This window comes from Streptomyces sp. NPDC042346 (assembly GCF_055581845.1).
The window spans coordinates 1-17,906 of record NZ_JBVJEH010000013.1 but is presented as its reverse complement, the minus strand read 5'-3'; the positions used below and the strand labels follow the sequence as shown (position 1 = coordinate 17,906).

At 76.5% G+C, this 17,906-nt stretch carries 9 protein-coding genes, 1 tRNA gene and 1 pseudogene; 8 read left to right on the top strand and 3 right to left on the bottom strand.

The window, feature by feature from the left end:
* Nucleotides 1-2 precede the first annotated feature (2 nt).
* From ACZ6K0_RS37050 to ACZ6K0_RS37035, 4 genes are all read left to right on the top strand, one after another.
* Entirely contained in the window at nt 3-266 is a 264-nt protein-coding gene (locus tag ACZ6K0_RS37050; protein ID WP_469577779.1) for a hypothetical protein, read from the top strand.
* 562 nt (nt 267-828) lie between these two features.
* Nucleotides 829-904: transfer RNA gene (locus ACZ6K0_RS37045), tRNA-Glu, on the top strand.
* A gap of 222 nt (nt 905-1,126) precedes the next feature.
* Complete coding sequence (locus ACZ6K0_RS37040) at nt 1,127-1,423, top strand: hypothetical protein (protein WP_469577777.1); 297 nt, start codon at nt 1,127-1,129, stop codon at nt 1,421-1,423.
* Nucleotides 1,424-1,510: 87 nt separating this feature from the next.
* Nucleotides 1,511-1,879 (top strand): hypothetical protein, encoded by a 369-nt coding sequence (locus tag ACZ6K0_RS37035; RefSeq protein ID WP_469577775.1) that lies wholly within the window; start codon nt 1,511-1,513, stop codon nt 1,877-1,879.
* Nucleotides 1,880-4,303: 2,424 nt separating this feature from the next.
* Here ACZ6K0_RS37035 and ACZ6K0_RS37030 read toward each other — a convergent pair.
* Nucleotides 4,304-4,816, bottom strand: coding sequence for a DUF6283 family protein (locus ACZ6K0_RS37030; protein WP_469577773.1), 513 nt, complete (start codon nt 4,814-4,816; stop codon nt 4,304-4,306).
* A 326-nt stretch (nt 4,817-5,142) separates the two neighbouring features.
* Between ACZ6K0_RS37030 and ACZ6K0_RS37025 the strand changes: the two genes are divergently transcribed.
* Nucleotides 5,143-8,826, top strand: coding sequence for a hypothetical protein (locus ACZ6K0_RS37025; RefSeq protein WP_469577771.1), 3,684 nt, complete (start codon nt 5,143-5,145; stop codon nt 8,824-8,826).
* 2,743 nt (nt 8,827-11,569) lie between these two features.
* On the opposite strand, the gene ACZ6K0_RS37020 is transcribed toward ACZ6K0_RS37025, so the two are convergent.
* Nucleotides 11,570-12,052 (bottom strand): hypothetical protein, encoded by a 483-nt coding sequence (locus ACZ6K0_RS37020; protein ID WP_469577769.1) that lies wholly within the window; start codon nt 12,050-12,052, stop codon nt 11,570-11,572.
* 213 nt (nt 12,053-12,265) lie between these two features.
* Nucleotides 12,266-12,568, bottom strand: a complete 303-nt coding sequence (locus ACZ6K0_RS37015) for a hypothetical protein (protein WP_469577767.1) — start codon at nt 12,566-12,568, stop codon at nt 12,266-12,268.
* A 106-nt stretch (nt 12,569-12,674) separates the two neighbouring features.
* Here ACZ6K0_RS37015 and ACZ6K0_RS37010 point away from each other — a divergent pair, with 106 nt between their 5' ends.
* From ACZ6K0_RS37010 to ACZ6K0_RS37000, 3 genes and pseudogenes are all read left to right on the top strand, one after another.
* Entirely contained in the window at nt 12,675-16,388 is a 3,714-nt protein-coding gene (locus ACZ6K0_RS37010; RefSeq protein WP_469577766.1) for a hypothetical protein, read from the top strand.
* A 44-nt stretch (nt 16,389-16,432) separates the two neighbouring features.
* Nucleotides 16,433-16,642 carry a helix-turn-helix domain-containing protein gene (locus ACZ6K0_RS37005; protein ID WP_469577764.1) on the top strand — a complete coding sequence of 70 codons (210 nt, stop codon included), beginning with the start codon at nt 16,433-16,435 and terminating at the stop codon, nt 16,640-16,642.
* 93 nt (nt 16,643-16,735) lie between these two features.
* Nucleotides 16,736-17,906 (top strand): annotated as a pseudogene (locus ACZ6K0_RS37000) (hypothetical protein); the annotation flags it as partial.

The following is a 17,906-nucleotide window of genomic DNA, read 5'->3' as shown; positions in this document are numbered from 1 at the left end:
CCATGAGGCCGAACCACCCCGACGGGGAAGGGCTCCGGAGCCTGCTTGTGCACCGGCTGCGCGGCGCCGCCAAGGCGGTCGCCCGCATCCCGTTGAAGACCAACATCGCGACGGCGGGACTCAAGAAGCACTCGGTGCACTGCGAGCCGTGCCGCGCCTGGTTCAACCTGCCGGAATGGGGTGAGGAAGTGACATGCCTGAGGTGCCGGCGCCTGTACGTCCTGGAGCTCGCCGTGTTCTCTGCCGTCCCTGACGCCACGGACTGAACGCCAACGGGGGAGAGGCCGATTGACCCTTAAAGGTTGACCGCTAGCTCACCTTGTGTTAAAGTAAAAGAGTCAACGGGGGTGGTCAACCCCGCTGGACGCCGACCGGGCGGAGCGGCCGACCCGATTGGCAGGTCCGCAGCTACCGGAAGCTGGCCCTTGAGGCATCGAGGGCAGGGGTCCAAGTCCCATCGGATCGCGGAGCGCACGCGCCCCCTCCAGAGGGGACATCCCCGTTGAGAGGGTGCGTGACAGCACAGCAAGCGAACTCGCCCGGTTGATCCCCGGTGTGAGTTGAAGGAGGGAAAGCGCGCCCTCTGGGACTCGGGTGTCAGCAGCACACCCCCGTGTGGGGGAGGAGCGGGAGCAGTGCCCGCAGAGTTCACGACGTGACAGCGGGAAGGCGAGGCACCCCAGCCGAGCCGGACCTCTCGACACGCACCGCACGCGGCTCCTGGGGAGGAACCGCGTACGGCCCGACCGTCGGCCGGAGAAGGTGAAGAGCAAGCCCGTACGGGCCCTACCTGATCCGATCACCGGCCGACGGCGGGAAACCACCCACACCCTCGTGGAGTAGTCAGGCCGATCTCGCCCCCCTTTCAAGGGGGAGACCGCGGGTTCAAATCCCGCCGAGGGTACTGGTGGCGCCCCCATCCCCCAGGGGCGTCGCCGCAGACCATCCTCCCCTGCCGCGCCCTCCCCTCCGGTGCGCAGCGGCGATGGCTCCGCCCCCCGGAGCGCGATCGCCCGGCGTCGCCGCTGCCCCGAACAATCCGGGCAGCGGCGACGCCCTTCCCCCCCCCACGCGTGCCCGCCAAGCACTCTGAGGGCTCACTCCACCGCCAGAAGGGACGCTGCACATGGGGTCCTACGACTTCATCACCGCGAGCTCTGGTAGGGACGTCGAGCAGGCGTTCGTCAACGCCAAGGAGGAAGCAGCGTGGGAGTACGGGCACCGCCCATACACCGGGACCATCGCCGAGAAGGACGAGTACGTGCTGGTCGCAGACCGGCCTATGACCGCGACCGAAGCTGAGAAGCTCGCCGCGCACCTCCTCAACACCGACGACGAGCGCATCCGCGACAAGCGCGGTCCCGCCGGTGCGATCCCTGTTGACGACGGCACATGGCTGTTCCTGGGCTACGCCGCCTCCTGAACGGGAACGGCCGGCTCCTCGATCGCTGTCCCGCGCTCTCACCGCTCGGCCCGGCCTGCCCAAGCCCCAACTTCCCGGAGAACCTGCATGGAACTGTGCCAGCTCGGAGTCCCCGCCGATCCCGGCTTCCGCCTTGACCTCGACGGCATTGCCCGCTTCTCCCACGAGGGTTACCTCGTCGTGCTCCAGGTCCGCCGCGCGACGGCCGAGGACGCCCGGTCCTACCACGACCTTCTGGAGAACGACCGCCACGACGTCCTCCTCACTGGCACCGTCACCCTGGAGGGCATCGACGTGGGCACGGCCTACGCCGTCGCGAACGAGCGCGACGGCTACAGCATGAGGCTGGCCCTCGAAGAGGTTCTGCGCGACACCGTCACCGACGTCCGCCGTACCGTCGCCGCCCTGAGCGCTCGCGTGGAGCAGATCGACCGCAAGCATCGCCCTCAGCCGTGAGACCCAGCCTCAATCCGTGGCGGCTCTTAGACCCAATAAGACCCTGAGCCCCAGTACGCACCCAGGCAGCGACGACTTACCCGGCCGTGCAGCGCAGCCGCGCAGCACGGCTTCGCCACGCCCTTCCACAGCGAGTCCACGGCACTTGCTGCTGCGAGCAGCACGCTGCCCGCCGTGCAGCCCCCGGACCATCGGTCCATGTCCTCGCGGACAGGCTGCTGCACGAGCACGTGCAGCACCCGGTGCTGCACCCCCACCCGGGACACTCCGGCTGCTCGTCACCCCGTAGGTCCCGGGTCGGTTGCGCGGAGCCAGCTAGAGCAAGCGGACTCGTCACTCACGGCGTAACGTCCGCCCCTGTCCCGGGGAGCCCAGGGGGATCATCCGCTGCTGACCGGCCACCAGCTTGGCCTCCTGCTCATCCGCCCCAGGTTGTGTCACGTCGGGTGTCACGTCGGGTGTCACGGCCGGTGTCACGCCCGACGCGTACACGCTCTGACCTGCGTAGAAGCCAGCATCACGGTGTTCGCTGGTATGAGCGTGACAGCGTGACAGTCGGACCCAACACCATCCTCGGCGCCGAGGCGCCCTGCCGAGTGCGCGAGGGAACCATGACCGGGGACGAGCTTCGGTGACGCCTGCCGGAAGTCAGCGAGGCGGTCGCCTGGTGCCGAGCGCGCGGATCGGCATCCCGGACCTGTGCAGCGTGCAGCGCCAGTACCTCCGGCCGCCGACTGCGTCACGGTGGCCGATGCCTGCCGCCCGTCGTTCTTGCCGCCGTCCCGTCCCGTCCCGTTGCCGGGCCCGGGCCCCGAGCACCGGGTCCGGCGTCCGGGGCGGTTCCGCCTGGCGAGGACCCAGACCCCGGAGCGGGGCCGAGACTGCCGACATCGCGGGGTCGTATCCGCGCCGCCCCTGCGTACCCCGGAACCCGCCGTCGTCCCCCGGAAGTCCTCCGCCCCGCACACCGATGCCACAGGCCCGAACGGCGCAGGGCCCCGAGCCCGGGCCTGGGGATGCGGCCGAGGCGCTCCCCGCGGAACGGCCGGGCGGCTACCCACCAGGCCCCGGGCCGCAGGGGATCGCCGAGCGCCCGACGGACGTCGAGCCCGACGCCGCCCGGGAGGAGACCCGGGCGCGTGGGCCGATCCGTACGGCAAGGCTTCGGCGGCGGAGCCGGCCCGCCGCGGCCCCGCGTCCCAGCGCCCGGCGGCGCCGACTCGGGATCGCGCCTCGACCTCGACGACGCCGGCCGCCCCGACGTGTCGGACGGCCGAGGTTCCCCGCCGTCCCACCGCCCGCGGCGCGCGTGCAGCACGGCCGGGCAGCACAACCCCGCCGCCCCCGTGCTGCAGCGAGCCACCTCCGCCCCGCCTCCGCCGCTGCTGCAAGCCGGCAGCACGTGTCACCGCTGCACGCCCCCCGGGATCAGGACGCTGCACGGGAAGGTGTAGCACCCCGGGCTGCTGCGCACCCTCCGTGCAGCACCACAGCCGTCCCGCTGTACCCGCTTGTTCGCCACCCCCCGGCCCATCGGCCTCCATGCGCGGAGCCGGCCCCGCGCCGGATGGCACCCGGAGCCTCCGAGGCGCCGGTCCGGCGCCTCCCGGCCAGGTCGCCGGCTCCAGCACCAGACCCGCGGACCCACCCGCCGCCGCCCGGTTCCCGAGCAGGACCCCGCAAGCCTGCTGCCGCTGACCCGGCTCCGCGTCACGACGGGCGTCACGGGCGCCGTCACGGCCACCTGTCACGCTCCCCGGAAACACGCTCTGACCTGTGCAAATACCTGCACTGCGGTCCCGTCGAGGAGAGCGTGACAGCGTGACAGGCAGGCCCGCCACACGCCGCCGGCACCGAAACGGCCCTGCCCCGCCGAGCGAGACCGCCGACGGCACGCCCCGCAGAGCCCGACCGCCCACCGTCCGGCCGCGCAGGGCCCACCGCCGCCCACCGGAAGCCGGCGAGGCGACCGCCCGACCGCGCGCCCCACACGAGACTGCAGCGCCGGCGCGCACCCGACGCCGGCCTGCGGCACGGGGCCGGCGCAGCACGGGCGCGGCTGCACACCCGGCTGCACTCGCGCTGCTCCCCGCCCCCGCTGCACCGTCCCCCCTGCTGCACGCCGGAGTGAAGCGCTGCTGCTCCCCGCCGCCTGCAGCACGGTGCCCAGGCGGTGCTGCCCCGCCGCCCCGCTGCATCTGCTGCCCGCGCCACCGGCCCGCCGCTGCAAGCCGTGCTGCCGACGGGCATCCTCCGCCCCAGCCGCTGCGCAGCACCGTCGGCGCGGTTCGTCCGGACACCCGTCGGCCCCTTTGCCCCGGGCGATGGACGGCGCCCGAAAGACGGAGGGGCCGCGCAAGCCCTGACGCCGGTGTCCAAGACCCGCGCCCGCGGCCTGGCCTGGGAAGTCCGCGGTGTCCCCCATCAGCCCGCCGGGCACGCGGGCCGGCGGGCCGCCCGGTGGAGGCCGAGCGCCCCACCCTGGCGGGAGAAGCCCCGGGGCGCGGTCAGCCGCGAGCGGGCAGCCCCAGCTGCTCGGCACGGGCGGCCAGGAGGGCGGCCAGGAGGGCGGCCAGGAGGGCGTCCAGGAGGGCGTCCAGGCCGGCATACAGGCGCGGCCAGCCGGATCGCCAAGTGGTACTCGCCCACCGTGGCAAGCCAGCCCGCACACCAGCGGTACGCGTGGGCCGTGCCCGGCTGGTCGAGGTGGCAGGCGACCACCGGAGCACCGACCGGGGCCTCCGCCCCCGGCCTCCCGTCGGCCCGCCGCAGCATGTCCATGTCCTGCTCCGAGAACGCCGTCAGGTCGGCATCCGTACGCCACGGGCACCGTGTGCACGGCCAGTCGCGGAACTCGTGCTCGGCGCCCGGTGTCAGATGCCACGCCGCGGCCCGGCTGCCCTCCCGGGTCTCGCTCGCCCCACAGATCTCCTCCACCAGCCCCCTCCGCACTGTTCGCCCGGCGCCCGATTATCCCGACGAGCGCAGCGGCCGAAGCCTCAAAGGCGTCACGCCCGGTGTCACGCTCTCGTGTCACGTTCCCTGAGAATATGCTCTGACCTGGGGAAACGCGTGCTTCTTGGCCTGGCGGCGCAGGCGTGACAGCGTGACAGCCGCGCCGGGTGTCCGGCATCGCGGCCCGCGGAGACCGGGCTGTCGGACCGGCTGGCACTACCCCTTCACGAGCTCGTCCGCCTCGTCCCCGCAGGGCAGGCTGTCCGGTTCCGGCCCGTGTACTGGTGCGCCGGATCTACGGTGCACCGGTGAGCGAGGAGACGATGCGCCCGGACAGCGGGGGCGAACTGCCGACGGTCGACGAGGTCCTGGCCGCCGCGCTGCGCGCGCAGGGCGAGCCGGGGGCGCGGGCGCTGGACCTTCTGCAGGACGCGCGCCGGATCCTGGCCGGCGGTCTTCTCCGCCGGCCGGCCGAGGTCGCGGAGTCGTGCCTGCGCGGCGCCGCCGATGCGCTGCTGAGCCTGCCGGGCGCCCCGGAAGCGGCCGGCCTGAAGAACGCGGCCACTGCTCTGCTCGCCGCGGTCGACGCCCGCCCCGGTCCCTCCGGGAGTCCGACCGCGGTGCCACGCGACGAGCCCGCCGCCCCGAGCCGCCCGGCGGCGGGGCAGAGCGGCGGTGCCGGCCGTGTCCCGGCCGCCGGGCCCCCACAACCCGCCGCCGTACCGCGGCAGCACGCCGGCCCGCCCGCGGACACCTCCGCCGCCGGCACCGAGGAACAACTCCGGCTGCGCCAGGCGGCCGACACCCTGCGCGCGGAACTGAACCGACCGGGCGGCTACCACCGCACCCGGGCCGCGGGGATCGCCGAGCACCTGATGGGCGTCCGACTCGGCGCCGCCCAGCAGGAGGCCCTCGGCGTGTGGGGCGAGGTCTACGGGAAGACCTCGGGCACCCTGCACGGGGGTAGCGCCGACCCGGCGCGGGCCGCCGCCCTCTACCGGCGGGTCCTGGCCGCCGCCCGTGAGCTGCTGGTGCCGCTGCCCGGCCGCGCCGCCCGGGTCCTGCACCTGGCCGCCCTCGAGAGCCCGGGCCCCGAGCACGCGCGGGAGCTGGCCGGCTGGGCGGACCCGCGTGCCACCGCCTTCTTCTTCCGCTCCGGCCCGGCTCCGGCCTGGCTCGCGGTCCTTCACGAACACGCGCCGCACCTGCTCCTGGCCGACGAGACGAGCGGCATGTGGCCGGCCGCCCCGTTCCTTCAGCACCTCGCCGCCACGGCCCCGGACACCGCCCGGCCGTGGCTGGCCGACCACACCGTCTCCCTCGCCGCGGCCGGCCCCGGCGTGCTGACCGCGCTGCTGCACCCGACCCTGGCCCGGGCCCTCACCCCCGCCGCCGTCCGCTCCCTGCTCCCCGCCGTCCTCGCGCCCGCCCCGCCCGGCCCGCCGGCCGAACAGGCGCTCTGGCCGCGCGGCCTGACGGCCCACTGGGCGGGCACCCTCCCACCGGCCGACCGCGACGGCGACTGGCTACTCGTCGTCGAGGGGCTGCTGAAGGACGCGGTGGACGCAGGTCTCCAGGCTTTCCACGCCTTCCTGGAGCTCCACCCCACCGCGCCGGAGCGGGCCCCGGCCGGCGCCGCCCGCCCGGCGCCGCCCACCGGCCCGCAAGCCCGCGAGGCGATCGAGCGGATCCGGGCCGTCCTCCTGCCCGAGCGGGACGTCATCGCCCTGCTGCGGGAGCTGGTGGCCACCGTCCACCCGGCCGGCGACGAGCCGTCTCGCTGGGCCCGCCCGGTCCGGGGCGCGCTGGCGGGCCTGCTGCGCCGCAACGTCGAGACGGCCAGGGACAGCGCCTTCACCTACACCGACCTGGACACCGACCTGGACGAGGTCCGCCTCCGGGACGAGGACGTCCCCTTCCTGGGCATGGTCCTGGGCCCGTTCCTCGGCCCGTTCCTGGCCCGGGCGGTCCTCGACCTCGCCGCGGCGGACGCCGCAGCCGGCGTTCCGCTCGCCGAGCGGCTGCGGGCCTGGCCGCGGATCGCCGCCGCGGACGAGCACCTGCATGACCGGCTGCTCGCCGCCCACCTGACCGCCCACCCGCCCCGCACCGCGGCTGCGGACCCCGCCGCCGCGGCGGCCGCGTCGGCCGCGGGGGAGTGGTGGGACCGGGCGGCCGACGTCACCGTCCGGCTGCTGGCCGGACGCCCGACACCAGAAGGCGCCCGGCTGGCCGCCCTGGTCTGGGACACCTGCCCGCCCGAGCAGGCCGCCGGCCTGCAGCAGCGGGCACGCGCGGCACTCGGCCCCGCACCGTCCGCCCACGAGGTCGCCCACGTCCTGCCCACGGCCGGCCGGACCGACGGCACCGCCCGCCTGCCCGCACCCTGGCAGCGGGTGTGGGCCTGGTCCCCGGTGCTCCCCGCCCCGCTGCTCGCCTGCTTCGGCCCGCTGCTGGCCGCGCTGCGCCGCCGGGAGCCGACCGGGCCGCCCGACCCGCGCGCCGCCGCCCGCCCGCGGCCGCGCCACCACGTCACCCGCGCGACGCAGGACCTGCTGAAACTGGCCGCCGCAGCCGGCCCACTCCCTGCCGCCGCCGCGCTCGCCCAGGCCCCGGACGCGGGCGCCGACGGCTACGCCCGCGTGCTGCAGCGCCTCGTCGGCGCGGACCCGGCCGCCTGGACCGCCGACGTCCCCCGCGTCCTTGCCGCCCTGGCCCGGCCGGACCTCGGCGCGTTCTACCTCGCCGCCACCCAGGCCGCCGCGCGCTGCCGCGGCGCCTTCCCCGACGGCCCAGCCCCGGCCGCCCTCGCCGCCCTCGCCCTGCGCCACACCCTGCCCGCGGCCGGCGGCCCGCCCTCCACCGCGGTCGACTCCGCCGACCAGGCGCTGTTCGGCCTGCTGAACATCGTGTGGCGCACCGGTACCGCCCTCGGCGCGGACCTGCCGGCCGTCCTGGCCCATCTGCACACCCTCGCCGAGCCCCTCACCCACCCCGCCCCCGCCGGCGAGGAACAGCAGCCCGCCGCAGGCCTGCCGCAAACACCCCCGGCGGTCCGCGCGCTCGCCTGCCTGCTCGAGTACGCCGCCAGCCACGCCCACGCGGACGGCACGATGCCCGGCGACGTCCTCCACCTGCTCGCCGACGTCCTCGCCGCCCGCCCGGGCGACGAGAACGTCGCCACCGCCACCGGCGTGCACCTGCCCGTCCTGCACTACCGCGCCACCGCCTTCACCGCCGCCCACCCCGAGCTGTACGACCTCACCCCCAGCCGGCCCTCGCCGGCCGCTGCGTGGCTGAGCTCGTGCCACCCCGACCCCGCGCTGCTCGCCGCACTGGACCGCGGCCAGCTCCTGGCCGCCGTACGCGAGGACCGCCCAGGCGCCGCCCTCCACACCGCGCACGCACTGCTCGCCGGCCACCGCGCCCCGCTCGGTGACCCCGTGGCTGCCTGGCGCGAGCTGACCGCCGGCCCGGGCGGCGCCGCGGCGGCCTCTCATCTCCTCATGCCGCTCGCCCTCCTTACCCAGGCCCGCCCGCGCCCCGGTACCGGCGAGCCGGCTCCGGCCGCCCGCACCGGCGCGGAGACCGCGCTCGTGTGGTGGACAGCCGCCCTCGACGCTGGCCTTCCACCCGGCGCGCTCGCCGGCGCCGGCTACTTCGCCGGCACCTTTCCCGACGAGGTGTGGCTGCCCCTGGCCCGGCGCAGCGCCGCCCACACCCCCGCCCAGACCGACGCCGACAAGGTCGCCGAACGCGCCGCCGCCCACCCCCGCAGCCCCGATGCCCTGCTCCTGGCCGCGCACCTGCTCACCCGCCCCGCCCCCGAACCCGCGTACGACACCGACGTCCGCCGTCACGCTCGGGCCCTGCTCCAGGCCGCCGCCACGCTGCCCGAGGCCGAGCGGCCCGCCGAGGCGGAACAGCTGCGCCGGGCCCTGGTCGAAGCCGGCGAGGTGGACCTCGCCCGGCCGGCTTCGGCGGCTGGCTGACCGCCGGACAGGGACAGCGCGGCCGCATCGGCGGGAGCCGACCGGCACGCCGCCTCCGAGCGCGGGGCGCCGGTGCTCGCGTGGTGTTCCCTCCTGCCCTGCGGCAATCACGGGTGTCACGCCCGGCGTCACGCTCTCGTGTCACGCCCCACTCACATGCCCCTCTGAGCTGCACCGATGCCCGCCGAGTGGAAGCGGGCGGTGAAGCGTGACACAGGCCTTCCCCCACGGCGCCAATGGCCAAGCCGTCCGCCTGGCCCTTCTTGGTCCCGTGCGGGGCCGGGCGCTGTCCCGGCCCCGCCCGGCCCGCTGTCGTGCCGCTGCCGCCGCCCCGGAGGGGTGCTCGCTGCCCGGTGCCTCGTCGGTCGTGCTGCTGGCCGCCCGCCGCGCCCCTGCCGTGGGCCGGCTGCTGGGCGATGTTCCGGCCTGCGTCGCCTGCGTGCCGGTCAGCCTGTTCCGGCGCCCGCGCCGACCTCGTCCGCCGTCGCGCCGCTTGTGCCTCCCCGGCTGCCCTCCGCTCACCGCGTCCCCAGGGACCCGCGGCCCGCCTGCTACTGCTCGCCTGGTGGTGCTCCGCTGCTCGGCGGCCTGGTCGAGGAGGTGTCCGTCGGGTGTTGGTGGCCGCTCGCGCCGATCCCGTCCGCCGCCTCCCCGGCTGCCGTCAACTCGCTGCGACGCCCGGGGACCCGCGGCCTCCGGGGATCCGCCGCCCGCCGGGCCGCTGCTGCTCGGGGTGGTGCCGCTCGCCGTCCCCGTGCCCCGGCGGCGCCCGGTGTCCGGCCCGTACGTCGCTGTTCCGTTGCTCCTCGCCCGACCTTCTCCCGCTGCCTGCTTGCCACTCCGCCTCCCGCTCGCCCGGCCGCCTTCTTCGGACGCTGTCGAACCGGGACCTCCGCCGCGCCGGCGCGCCGACGGTTAGGGTCCCGCCCGGTCCCGCCCGGCCCCGCGCCGTCTCCGGCTGCCGCCCGTGCTCCGCCGGGTTCGTCCGGCCCGTACGCCGCTGTTCCCCGTACCCCTGCTCGCCGCCCGGTCAGGCTGTCGCCCGCGTCCGTGCCGGCCGCCGCACCAGGGGCCGGTCCGCCGGGGCCCCGCCGGCGAACTGCCCCGGCGCCGGGCGCCGTGCCATGCCATGCCGGGCCCGTCTCGTCCCCGGCGGTTGTGGACGCGCTGTCCGGGCCGCCCCGCCACCGTTCCCCGTCCGGCCGTCGCCCGCCCGCCGCAGCCCGCTGCCGTCCGACGTGGGCCGGCGTGGGTTGCTGGTCGTTGCCCGGGCCGTGTCCGTCGTGCCGTCCCGGACCGCGCGCTCGTCGTTCGCGCTCCGCCCGGCTCGTACGCCGCCCGCCGCGGCCCTCCGCCGTTGCGTCGGGCCCGCCCGCCGACGCACGCCCGCGTCGGCCATCACGGTCCCGTCCGCCGTGCCGGTCCGCCCTCGCCCTCTCCGTGGTGTCCCCATCAGCCCGGCATCCGCCGGGTACACGGGCCGGTGGCCCACCCGGTGGATACCGAGGGCCCCCTGGCGGGAGCGGTCCCGGCCCGCGGTCAATCGCGCGCGGGTAGCCCCAGCTGCTCGGCGCTGCGGGTGGGTGCCCAGAGCCTGCGGGTACCGGCCTGAGTCAGTCTGGAAGCTGCATGTTCCTGACGTCGTCGGGAGTCCAGAAGTATCGGGAGCGGGATGGCTGCGGTGTTTTGCCCTCGCGTACGAGGGTTCTCCAGGCGTTGGGGGAAATGCCCCAGTGATCGGCACACTGTTTCGCGTTCCAGAGGGGTTCGACCTCCTCACTGGCAGAACGCTCTGGGAAGTGCACGTGCCGTACTGCCTCCTGCCGCCAGACGGGGCGTTTGTCCACCTTGCGAACCGGGCGGGGAGCCTTACCCGTACGTACGCTGCCCAGCCAGGTGTTGATGTCGATACCGTGGTGATCGGCGCACTGCTGCGACAGCCACTCATCTGGCCTCACCCAGCGACGCACGTCGGCCGCATTCCAGAGCTGTATCCCGCCTTCACTCAAGGCGACTTGAGGTTCTAGGCCCTCCTGCACGTCGCGCAACCACTGTTCTCGAGAAACCTCGCGAAAGGCAGCGCTCTGCGAGGCCGTCCAGTGCTTGGGCCTTAGGGAAGACACGATCGGTCCTTCGTGGAAGGTGCGGGCAGGGAGTGCAGACCGCGGTGTCCGTAGAGCTGGCGGTCGGTTTCATACTGCAGGATGAGGGCCTGGTCGGCCGAGCCGAGCAGGGAGAACGCCCACCGGCGGTCCAGTCTCGCCCACTGCGTGGCCCGGCCCCGCTGCCCATCCCGTGCTTTGCTCGGCCGCGTCGGTCCGCTGTGTGCTGTGCGGTTCCGTCGCTGGCCGTTCCGTGCTGTCTGCTCGTGCCGGCTCCCGCGTGCTCGCCTCGTCCGCCGTCCCAGGCCGCCTCGCCCCGTCCCGTGTCCCCTTTGCCACGCCCGCGCGGACGGCACGATGCCCGGCTGCGGGGCGGGTCGGTGTCGACGAGGAGGGGGCGCCGCGCGCCGGCTTCGGCAGGAGCCGGGCCATCGCGCGTGCGTCCGTACGGGTCTGGCCCTCGCTCCCGCGCTGGATGAGCTTCTCGTCGAGCACCTGCCGCGCCAAGCCCGCGGCCTCGTCGACGACGAGGATCTGGCCGGGGGCGAGGGCCCGGGCCTGTGCGGGGGTCATGCCGGTGGGGGCCCGGACGCGTACGTCGCCGGGACGCGGCTGCCGGCCCGTGAGGAGGAGTTCGCCGATCAGGTGGCGGGCGTGGCCCTGACGATGCGTACGGGTTCGCCGTCGAGCAGCACCTCGTCGATGAAGTCGTCGGTGATCTGGGTGTCCTCTTCCGTGGGGAAGTCGCGGGTGAGCGCCAGGGTGAGGTGGGAGTCGCGGAGCGCGGCGCGGATCTGCCCCGGCAGGTCGGCGTAGTCGGGGGTCTCGGCGGGGTCCACGGCGATGTTCAGGGTCGCCTCGCGAGGGGCGTCGATTCCGGTGACGCGGGTGTCTGCGGCCGCGCCGAGGCCCGCCCTCTTCAGGGCGCTGCGGGCGGAATCGTGCAGGGCGACCGCGCCCAGGTACTGGACGACCTGGTCCCGGCTGAAGGCCGGTGCGAAGGAGTTGGAGAGCGCCCTTGCGGAGGTGCCGCTGCGGAACTCCCTGGTGAGGATGTCGATGAGCGCGTTCCTGCTGGAGGTGAAGTTGTCGAGCTCGGTGCGCAGTTCACTCCTGAATTCCATGGGACCAGCCTTGCGGGTGTACTGAATTCAGTACACCCGTAATTCAGTACACCCGTAATTCAGTGCAGAGGTGGAGCGGTGCCCAGTGGGACTCCCGGACACCACCGTTCTGGAGACGCTCCGTGCGTCGCCCCGCCGCCGGGGCCCGGGTCCGTCGGGGCGCTCTGTCGGCCGGTCGACGTCGTGACCGCCCCGCGCGCGACGCGGCCGGGTTTACCCGGTCCAGGGGAGGTCGTCGTCGCCGGTGCCCTCGAACAGGCGGTGGAACAGGTCCATGCGGCCCGCGGCGTGCTTGGCAGTCCCGTAGGCCTCCGTCGCGACACCGATCCGGCGCATGGCGTCGTCGTCGACGAGGGCGTCGGTGAAGGCCGGGCCGGGCGGGAAGATCCGGTCGGCGTCCTCGTCCTCCCGGCGCAGCCGGGCGAGGTTGGCGTCCTGGACGCGGGCGACGGCCGCTTCGTGTGTCAGCGCGGCGGCGTCCCGCGCGGGATCGTACCGGCCGTCGGAGGTGTTCACCCGGTCACGGTAGCGGCCGGCCTCGGAAGTGCTCACCACGCGCCCGACGGGGAGGAGCCACCCGGTTCGCCCGCGGGTACCGGCTCGTTCGCTCTACGGTGCACCGGTGGACACCGAGATGCCGCCGACCGGCGGCCGACCAGCCCTGCCGCACGCCGACGACTTGCTGGCTGCGGCCCTGAAGGCCCAGGGCGAGCCGGGGGTGCGGGCGTTGGGGCTGCTGCAGGACGCGCACCGGGCCCTGACCGGGGCGGGGCTGGTGCGGCCGGCGGAGGTCGCCGCGGCGTGTGTGCGGTCCGCGGCGGACACGCTGCTGAAACTGCCCGGCGCCCCACAGAGCGTGGGCCTGCAGGCCGCGGCGCAGGACCTGCTGGACGCGGTGGACGCCCTCCGTCCGTCGGCCACCAGCGCCGACGACAACTCCAGTGCTCCGCCGGGCGCGGCGCCGACGGGCCCGGCGTGGGACCGGGTGACGGGGGCGGCAACGGTGCTGCGCGACGAGCTGAAGCGCCCGGGCGGCTACCACCGGGGCCGGGCCCGCGGCGTCATCGAGCGGCTGACGGGCGTGACGCTGGGCGCGGCCCAGGAGAGGGCACTGGACGTGTGGGGAGTCGTCTACGGGCTGGCGTCGGGCATCCTGCACGGCCGCGCGGCCGGCCCCGACGACGCCGTCCTGCTCTACACCGAACTCCTGCACGCGGCCCGGGAACTGCTGGTCCCGCTGCCCGAGCGCGCCGCCCGGGTCCTTGAGCTCTGCGCCCTGACGCAGCCGGGCGCGGACGAGGCGGCCGAGCTCGCCCGCTGGGCGGACCCGCGCGCCACCGACTACTTCTTCCGCTCCGGCCCCGCGCCGGTGTGGTGGGGCGTCCTGGCCGAGCACGCCCCGCACCTGCTGATGCCAGATGCCGCGGCCGGCGGGCGGTGGCCGGCCGCGCCGTTCCTCGAGCACGTCGCCGGTACCGACCCGGACACCGTCCGGGCGTGGCTGGCCGCTCCGGACGACCAGGAACCGGCGCTCACCCGGGCGCAGCAGGTGGCCGCGGCCGGCCGCCCGGCCCTGGATGCGCTGCTGGGCCTCGCGCTGCGCCACGGCGACGTCGTCGGCGCCGCCATGGTCCGTGCCGTCCTGGCCGACGCCGCGGCGGTGCGCGCCGGCGGGGGAGCGGCGGCGGGGACGACGCTGCGCCTGGCGGCCCGCTGGGCCCGTACGGTCCCGCGGGCGGGACGGACACGGGACTGGATCATCGCGGTGGAGGGGATGCTGGCCGGCGCGGTCGAGGACGAGCACGCCGGCCACCTGTCGCTGCGAGCCGCCGCCGAGCGGGTGGCCGTCGCCGAGACCGCCGTCAAGGAGCAGGCGGCGTCCGGGGATCAGGCCGCCGCCCAAGCGGCGATGGCGGCCGCGCTGGCCCACGAGGAGAAGCTGCGGGAGCAGATCACCGAGGACGCCGCCGCCCGGCTGCCCGGCTCCGAGGCGGCGGTGCTGCTGCGTGAGCTCGCGGTGACGGCCTACCCGGCCGGCCGCGGCAACCCCGCGCACGGGGACGTCGCGATGATCCGGGCGGTGCTGGCCGGCCTGCTCGCCCGCGACGTCGCCCTGCTGCCGGCCGCGTCCCGGCCGCTGGTCTTCGGCGGCGACCTCGCCCTGGTGCACGCCGGTGATCCGGCCGCGTACGGCGGACCTCGGCTGGCGCGCACCCTGCTCGACCTGGCCGCGGCCGACGCGGACTCCGGCGTCGCCCTGGGCGTGCGCACACGCGCCGTCCGCCGGCTGGCCGGCGTCGACGCCCCGCTGCACGACCGCCTGATGGCCGCCCACCTCGCCGCCCGGCCGCCCACACCCGCAGCCGCTCTGTCTCCGGCGCCCGCCGGCGCTGGAGACGGTGCCGGGGAGGTGAACGAGTGGTGGGAGCAGGCGATCGAGCTCATACCGCGCCTGGTGGCAGCCGGGGCCGCACCGGAGCCGGCCCGCCTGGCCGCTCTGGTCTTCGGCGCCTGCCCGCCCGAGCGCGCCGGGGAGCTGGAGACGCGGGTGCGCACCGCGCTCGGCGCGCCTCCTGCGGCCGCCGAGCTGGAGAAGGTCCTTCCCGCCGGCGCCGGCCAGGTGGACGGCACCCGGGAGCCGCTCGCCTCGTGGCTGCGGGTGTGGGACTGGTCGCCGCTCCTGCCCGCGCGCGTGCTGGCCGGCTGGGAGCCGGTGCTGGAGCGGCTGCGCCGGCTGAAGCCCGCTGGCCCTGCGGACCCGCGCACCGTCCCCGCGCCGGTGCCGGTCACGGCGACCACCGCCCTGACCGCCGAGGACCTGTCCGAGCCGGCCGAAGCCCGCGGGCCGGCGGCGGCCGCCGCCGAGCTGGCCGCGGCACCGGACGCCGGCGACGGCGGCTACGCGATGGTCCTGCACCACCTCGTCGCCGCCGACCCGGCCGCCTGGACTGCCGACGTGCCCGCCATCCTGAACGCCCTCAAGCTGCCGGAGCTCGGAGCGTTCTACCTCGCCGCGGCCGCCGGCCACGCCGACCGCCCTGGCGCCTTCCCCGGCGGAGCACTCGCCGGCGCCGTCACCGCGGCCCTCGGCCTCGTCCGGACCTTCGACCACCCGGCGACCGCGGGCCGGGCCGACGGGCGGCTCTTCGCCGACCAGGCCCTGTTCGACCTGCTCACCACCGCGTGGCGCACGGACACCGCCCTGCAGGCGGGCCAGGAACAGGAGGCCCTGGCCCGCTTGCACGCCCTGGCGGCCGCCCTGGCCCGGCCCGCACCCGACAGCACCGGACAGGCCGGGGCCGACCCGGTCCCTGTCGACGACCCCGCCGACCCGATCCCCGTCGGCCCGGACCCGGTGGTCGGGAACCCGGGGGGACCGGCGTTGCTGGGGTCGGATCCGCGGGTGCGGGCGCTGGGGTGCCTGCTCGAGTACGCCGTCCACCAGGTGCGCGCTCGCGGGCGGATGCCGGCCGAGGTGCTCCGGGCGGTGGCCGGCGCGCTGCCCGCGGCCGCTGCCCAGGACGCGGTGGCCACCGCGATCGGCGTACGCCTGCCGGCCCTGCACCACTACGCCCCCGACTTCACCGCCGTCCACCGCACCGCCCTGTACCGGATCCTCTCGTCCGGGCCCTCGCCGGCCGCGTCGTGGCTGCGCTGGGGACCGCCCAGCCCGCCGCTGCTCGCCGCCCTGGACCGGGCCGACCTGATCGGCGCGCTGCGCGGCGCCCACGGCCTGGCGCGCGAGGCCGCCGGCCACACCGCGGCCGCGCTGCTGACCGATCCGGCCCTCCTGGGCGAACCCGCCGCCTGGTGGACGCAGTTGGCCGGAGCCGACGGGGACGGGGCGGCCGCGGTCTCAGGCCTGCTGGAGACGATCGCCCTCTCCACGCCGCGCACCGGCGCCGCGCGTCCGCTCCCGCCGGCCGGGCAGGCGCGGGTGCGGGCTGCTGTGGACCTGTGGCGTGCCGCGCTGGCCGCCGGCCTGCCCGCCGGCGCGCTGGCCGGGGCGGGCGCGTTCGCCGACGCGGCCGTCGACGAGCCGGTGTGGCTGGAGCTGACGCGCTCCAGCGCCGAGCACTCCCCGGCCCTGAGCCACGCCGACCTCGTCGCCGAACGCGCCGCCGCCCACCCCGGCAGCCACGACGCCCTGCTGCTCGCCGAGTTGCTGGTCACCCACGCGCCCGGGACATGGACGGACCCGGCTGTACGCGGGCACGCCCGCGCCCTGCTGGACGCGGCGGCCGCCCTGCCCGCGGCCGAACGCCCGGCCGCGTGGCAGGGGTTGAGGAGGGCGCTGGTCAACGCCGGCGACGTCGACGCCGCCCGCCATCAGTAGCCGTCCCTCCCGGACACCGAGGAGAGGGAGAGAAGGGAGTCGCCATGCTGGGGCGCCGCGTTCACGTCACCGGGCCGGCCCGGCTCAAGCTCGGGGCCGAGCTGAAGAAGGCGTACACCGCGGGGGCCTCGATCCGCGCCCTCGCGCACGGCTGCGGGCGCTCGTACGGGTTCGTCCACCGCCTGCTCTCCGAGGCCGGCACCACCCTGCGCACCCGCGGCGGCCCGGGCACCGGCCGCCGCCCCGCACGCTGACGGCCGCGACGGCCGGCGCCCGCCCCGGCCGCGGGCCGGCCGGTTCGCGCCCATGCTCTGCCCGGCGGGCTCTACGGTGCACCGGTGAGCACCATGATGCCGCCGGTGGGCGGTGAACTGCCCGCGGCGCGACTGCCGGTGGTCGATGAGGTCCTGGCCGCGGCCCTGACCGCGCAGGGCGCCGCCGGCGTGCGGGCGCTGGGTCTGCTCCGGGACGCGCGCCGGGTCCTGGCCGGCACCTACCTGGAACGGCCGGCGGAGGTCGCGGAGTCGTGCCTGCGCGGTGCGGCGGACGCCCTGCTGAGCCTGCCGGGCGCCCCGGACGCGGTGGGCCTGAAGTCCGCGGCGAAGGACCTGCTCGCCGCGGTCGACACCCTCCCCGACCCGCCGGCCGCCGCCGTGCCCCCGGCCGGCGAGCCCGCCGCCGGCGGACCGCCCGAGGGTTCACCGGCGCCGCAGCGGGCCGCGAACACATCCGCCGGCCTGGGCCGCCTGCGGGTAGCCGCCGAGGTGCTGCGCGGGCAGCTGACGCGCCCGGGCGGCTTCCACCGGGCCCGGGCGGCGGGGATCGCCGAGCGGCTGATGGGCGTGGCGCTGGGCAGCTACCACGAGCAGGCCCTTGCCGGGTGGGGCGAGGTGTACGGCAGGACGTCGGGCACGCTGCACGGCGGCGAGGCCGACCTGGCCGGCGCGGCCGGCGTCTACCGGGAGGTCCTGCTGCTGGCGCGGGAGTTGCTGGTGCCGCTGCACGGCCGCGCCGCCCGGGTCCTGGAGCTGGCCGCCCTCAAGGAGCCGGGCACGGCCGAGGCGCGGGAGCTGGCCGGCTGGGCGGACCCGCGCGCCACCGCCTTTTTCTTCGGCTCCGCCCCGGCGCCGGCGTGGCTGGGGGCCCTTCAGGAGCACGCGCCGCACCTGCTGCTCGCCGACGAGAGCGCCAGCGTGTGGCCGGCGGCCCCGTTCCTGGAGCACCTGGCCGCCGCCGCCCCCGAGACCGCGGGCCGGTGGCTGGCCGGCCACGCCGCCGAGCTCGCCCCGGCCGGCCCGCACGTGCTCGGCGCGCTGCTGCGCCTGGCCGATGCCGGCGCCCTCCCCCCGGCCGGGGTGCGCCGGCTGCTCCCGCACGTCCTGGCCCCGGCCCGGGCCGGACAGCCGGCCGAGGACGCGGACGTGCCGCGCCGGCTCGTGGCCTGCTGGGCGGGCACCCTCCCGCTGCCCGCCCGGGACGGCGAGTGGGTCCTGGTCGCCGAGGAGCTGCTGAAGGACG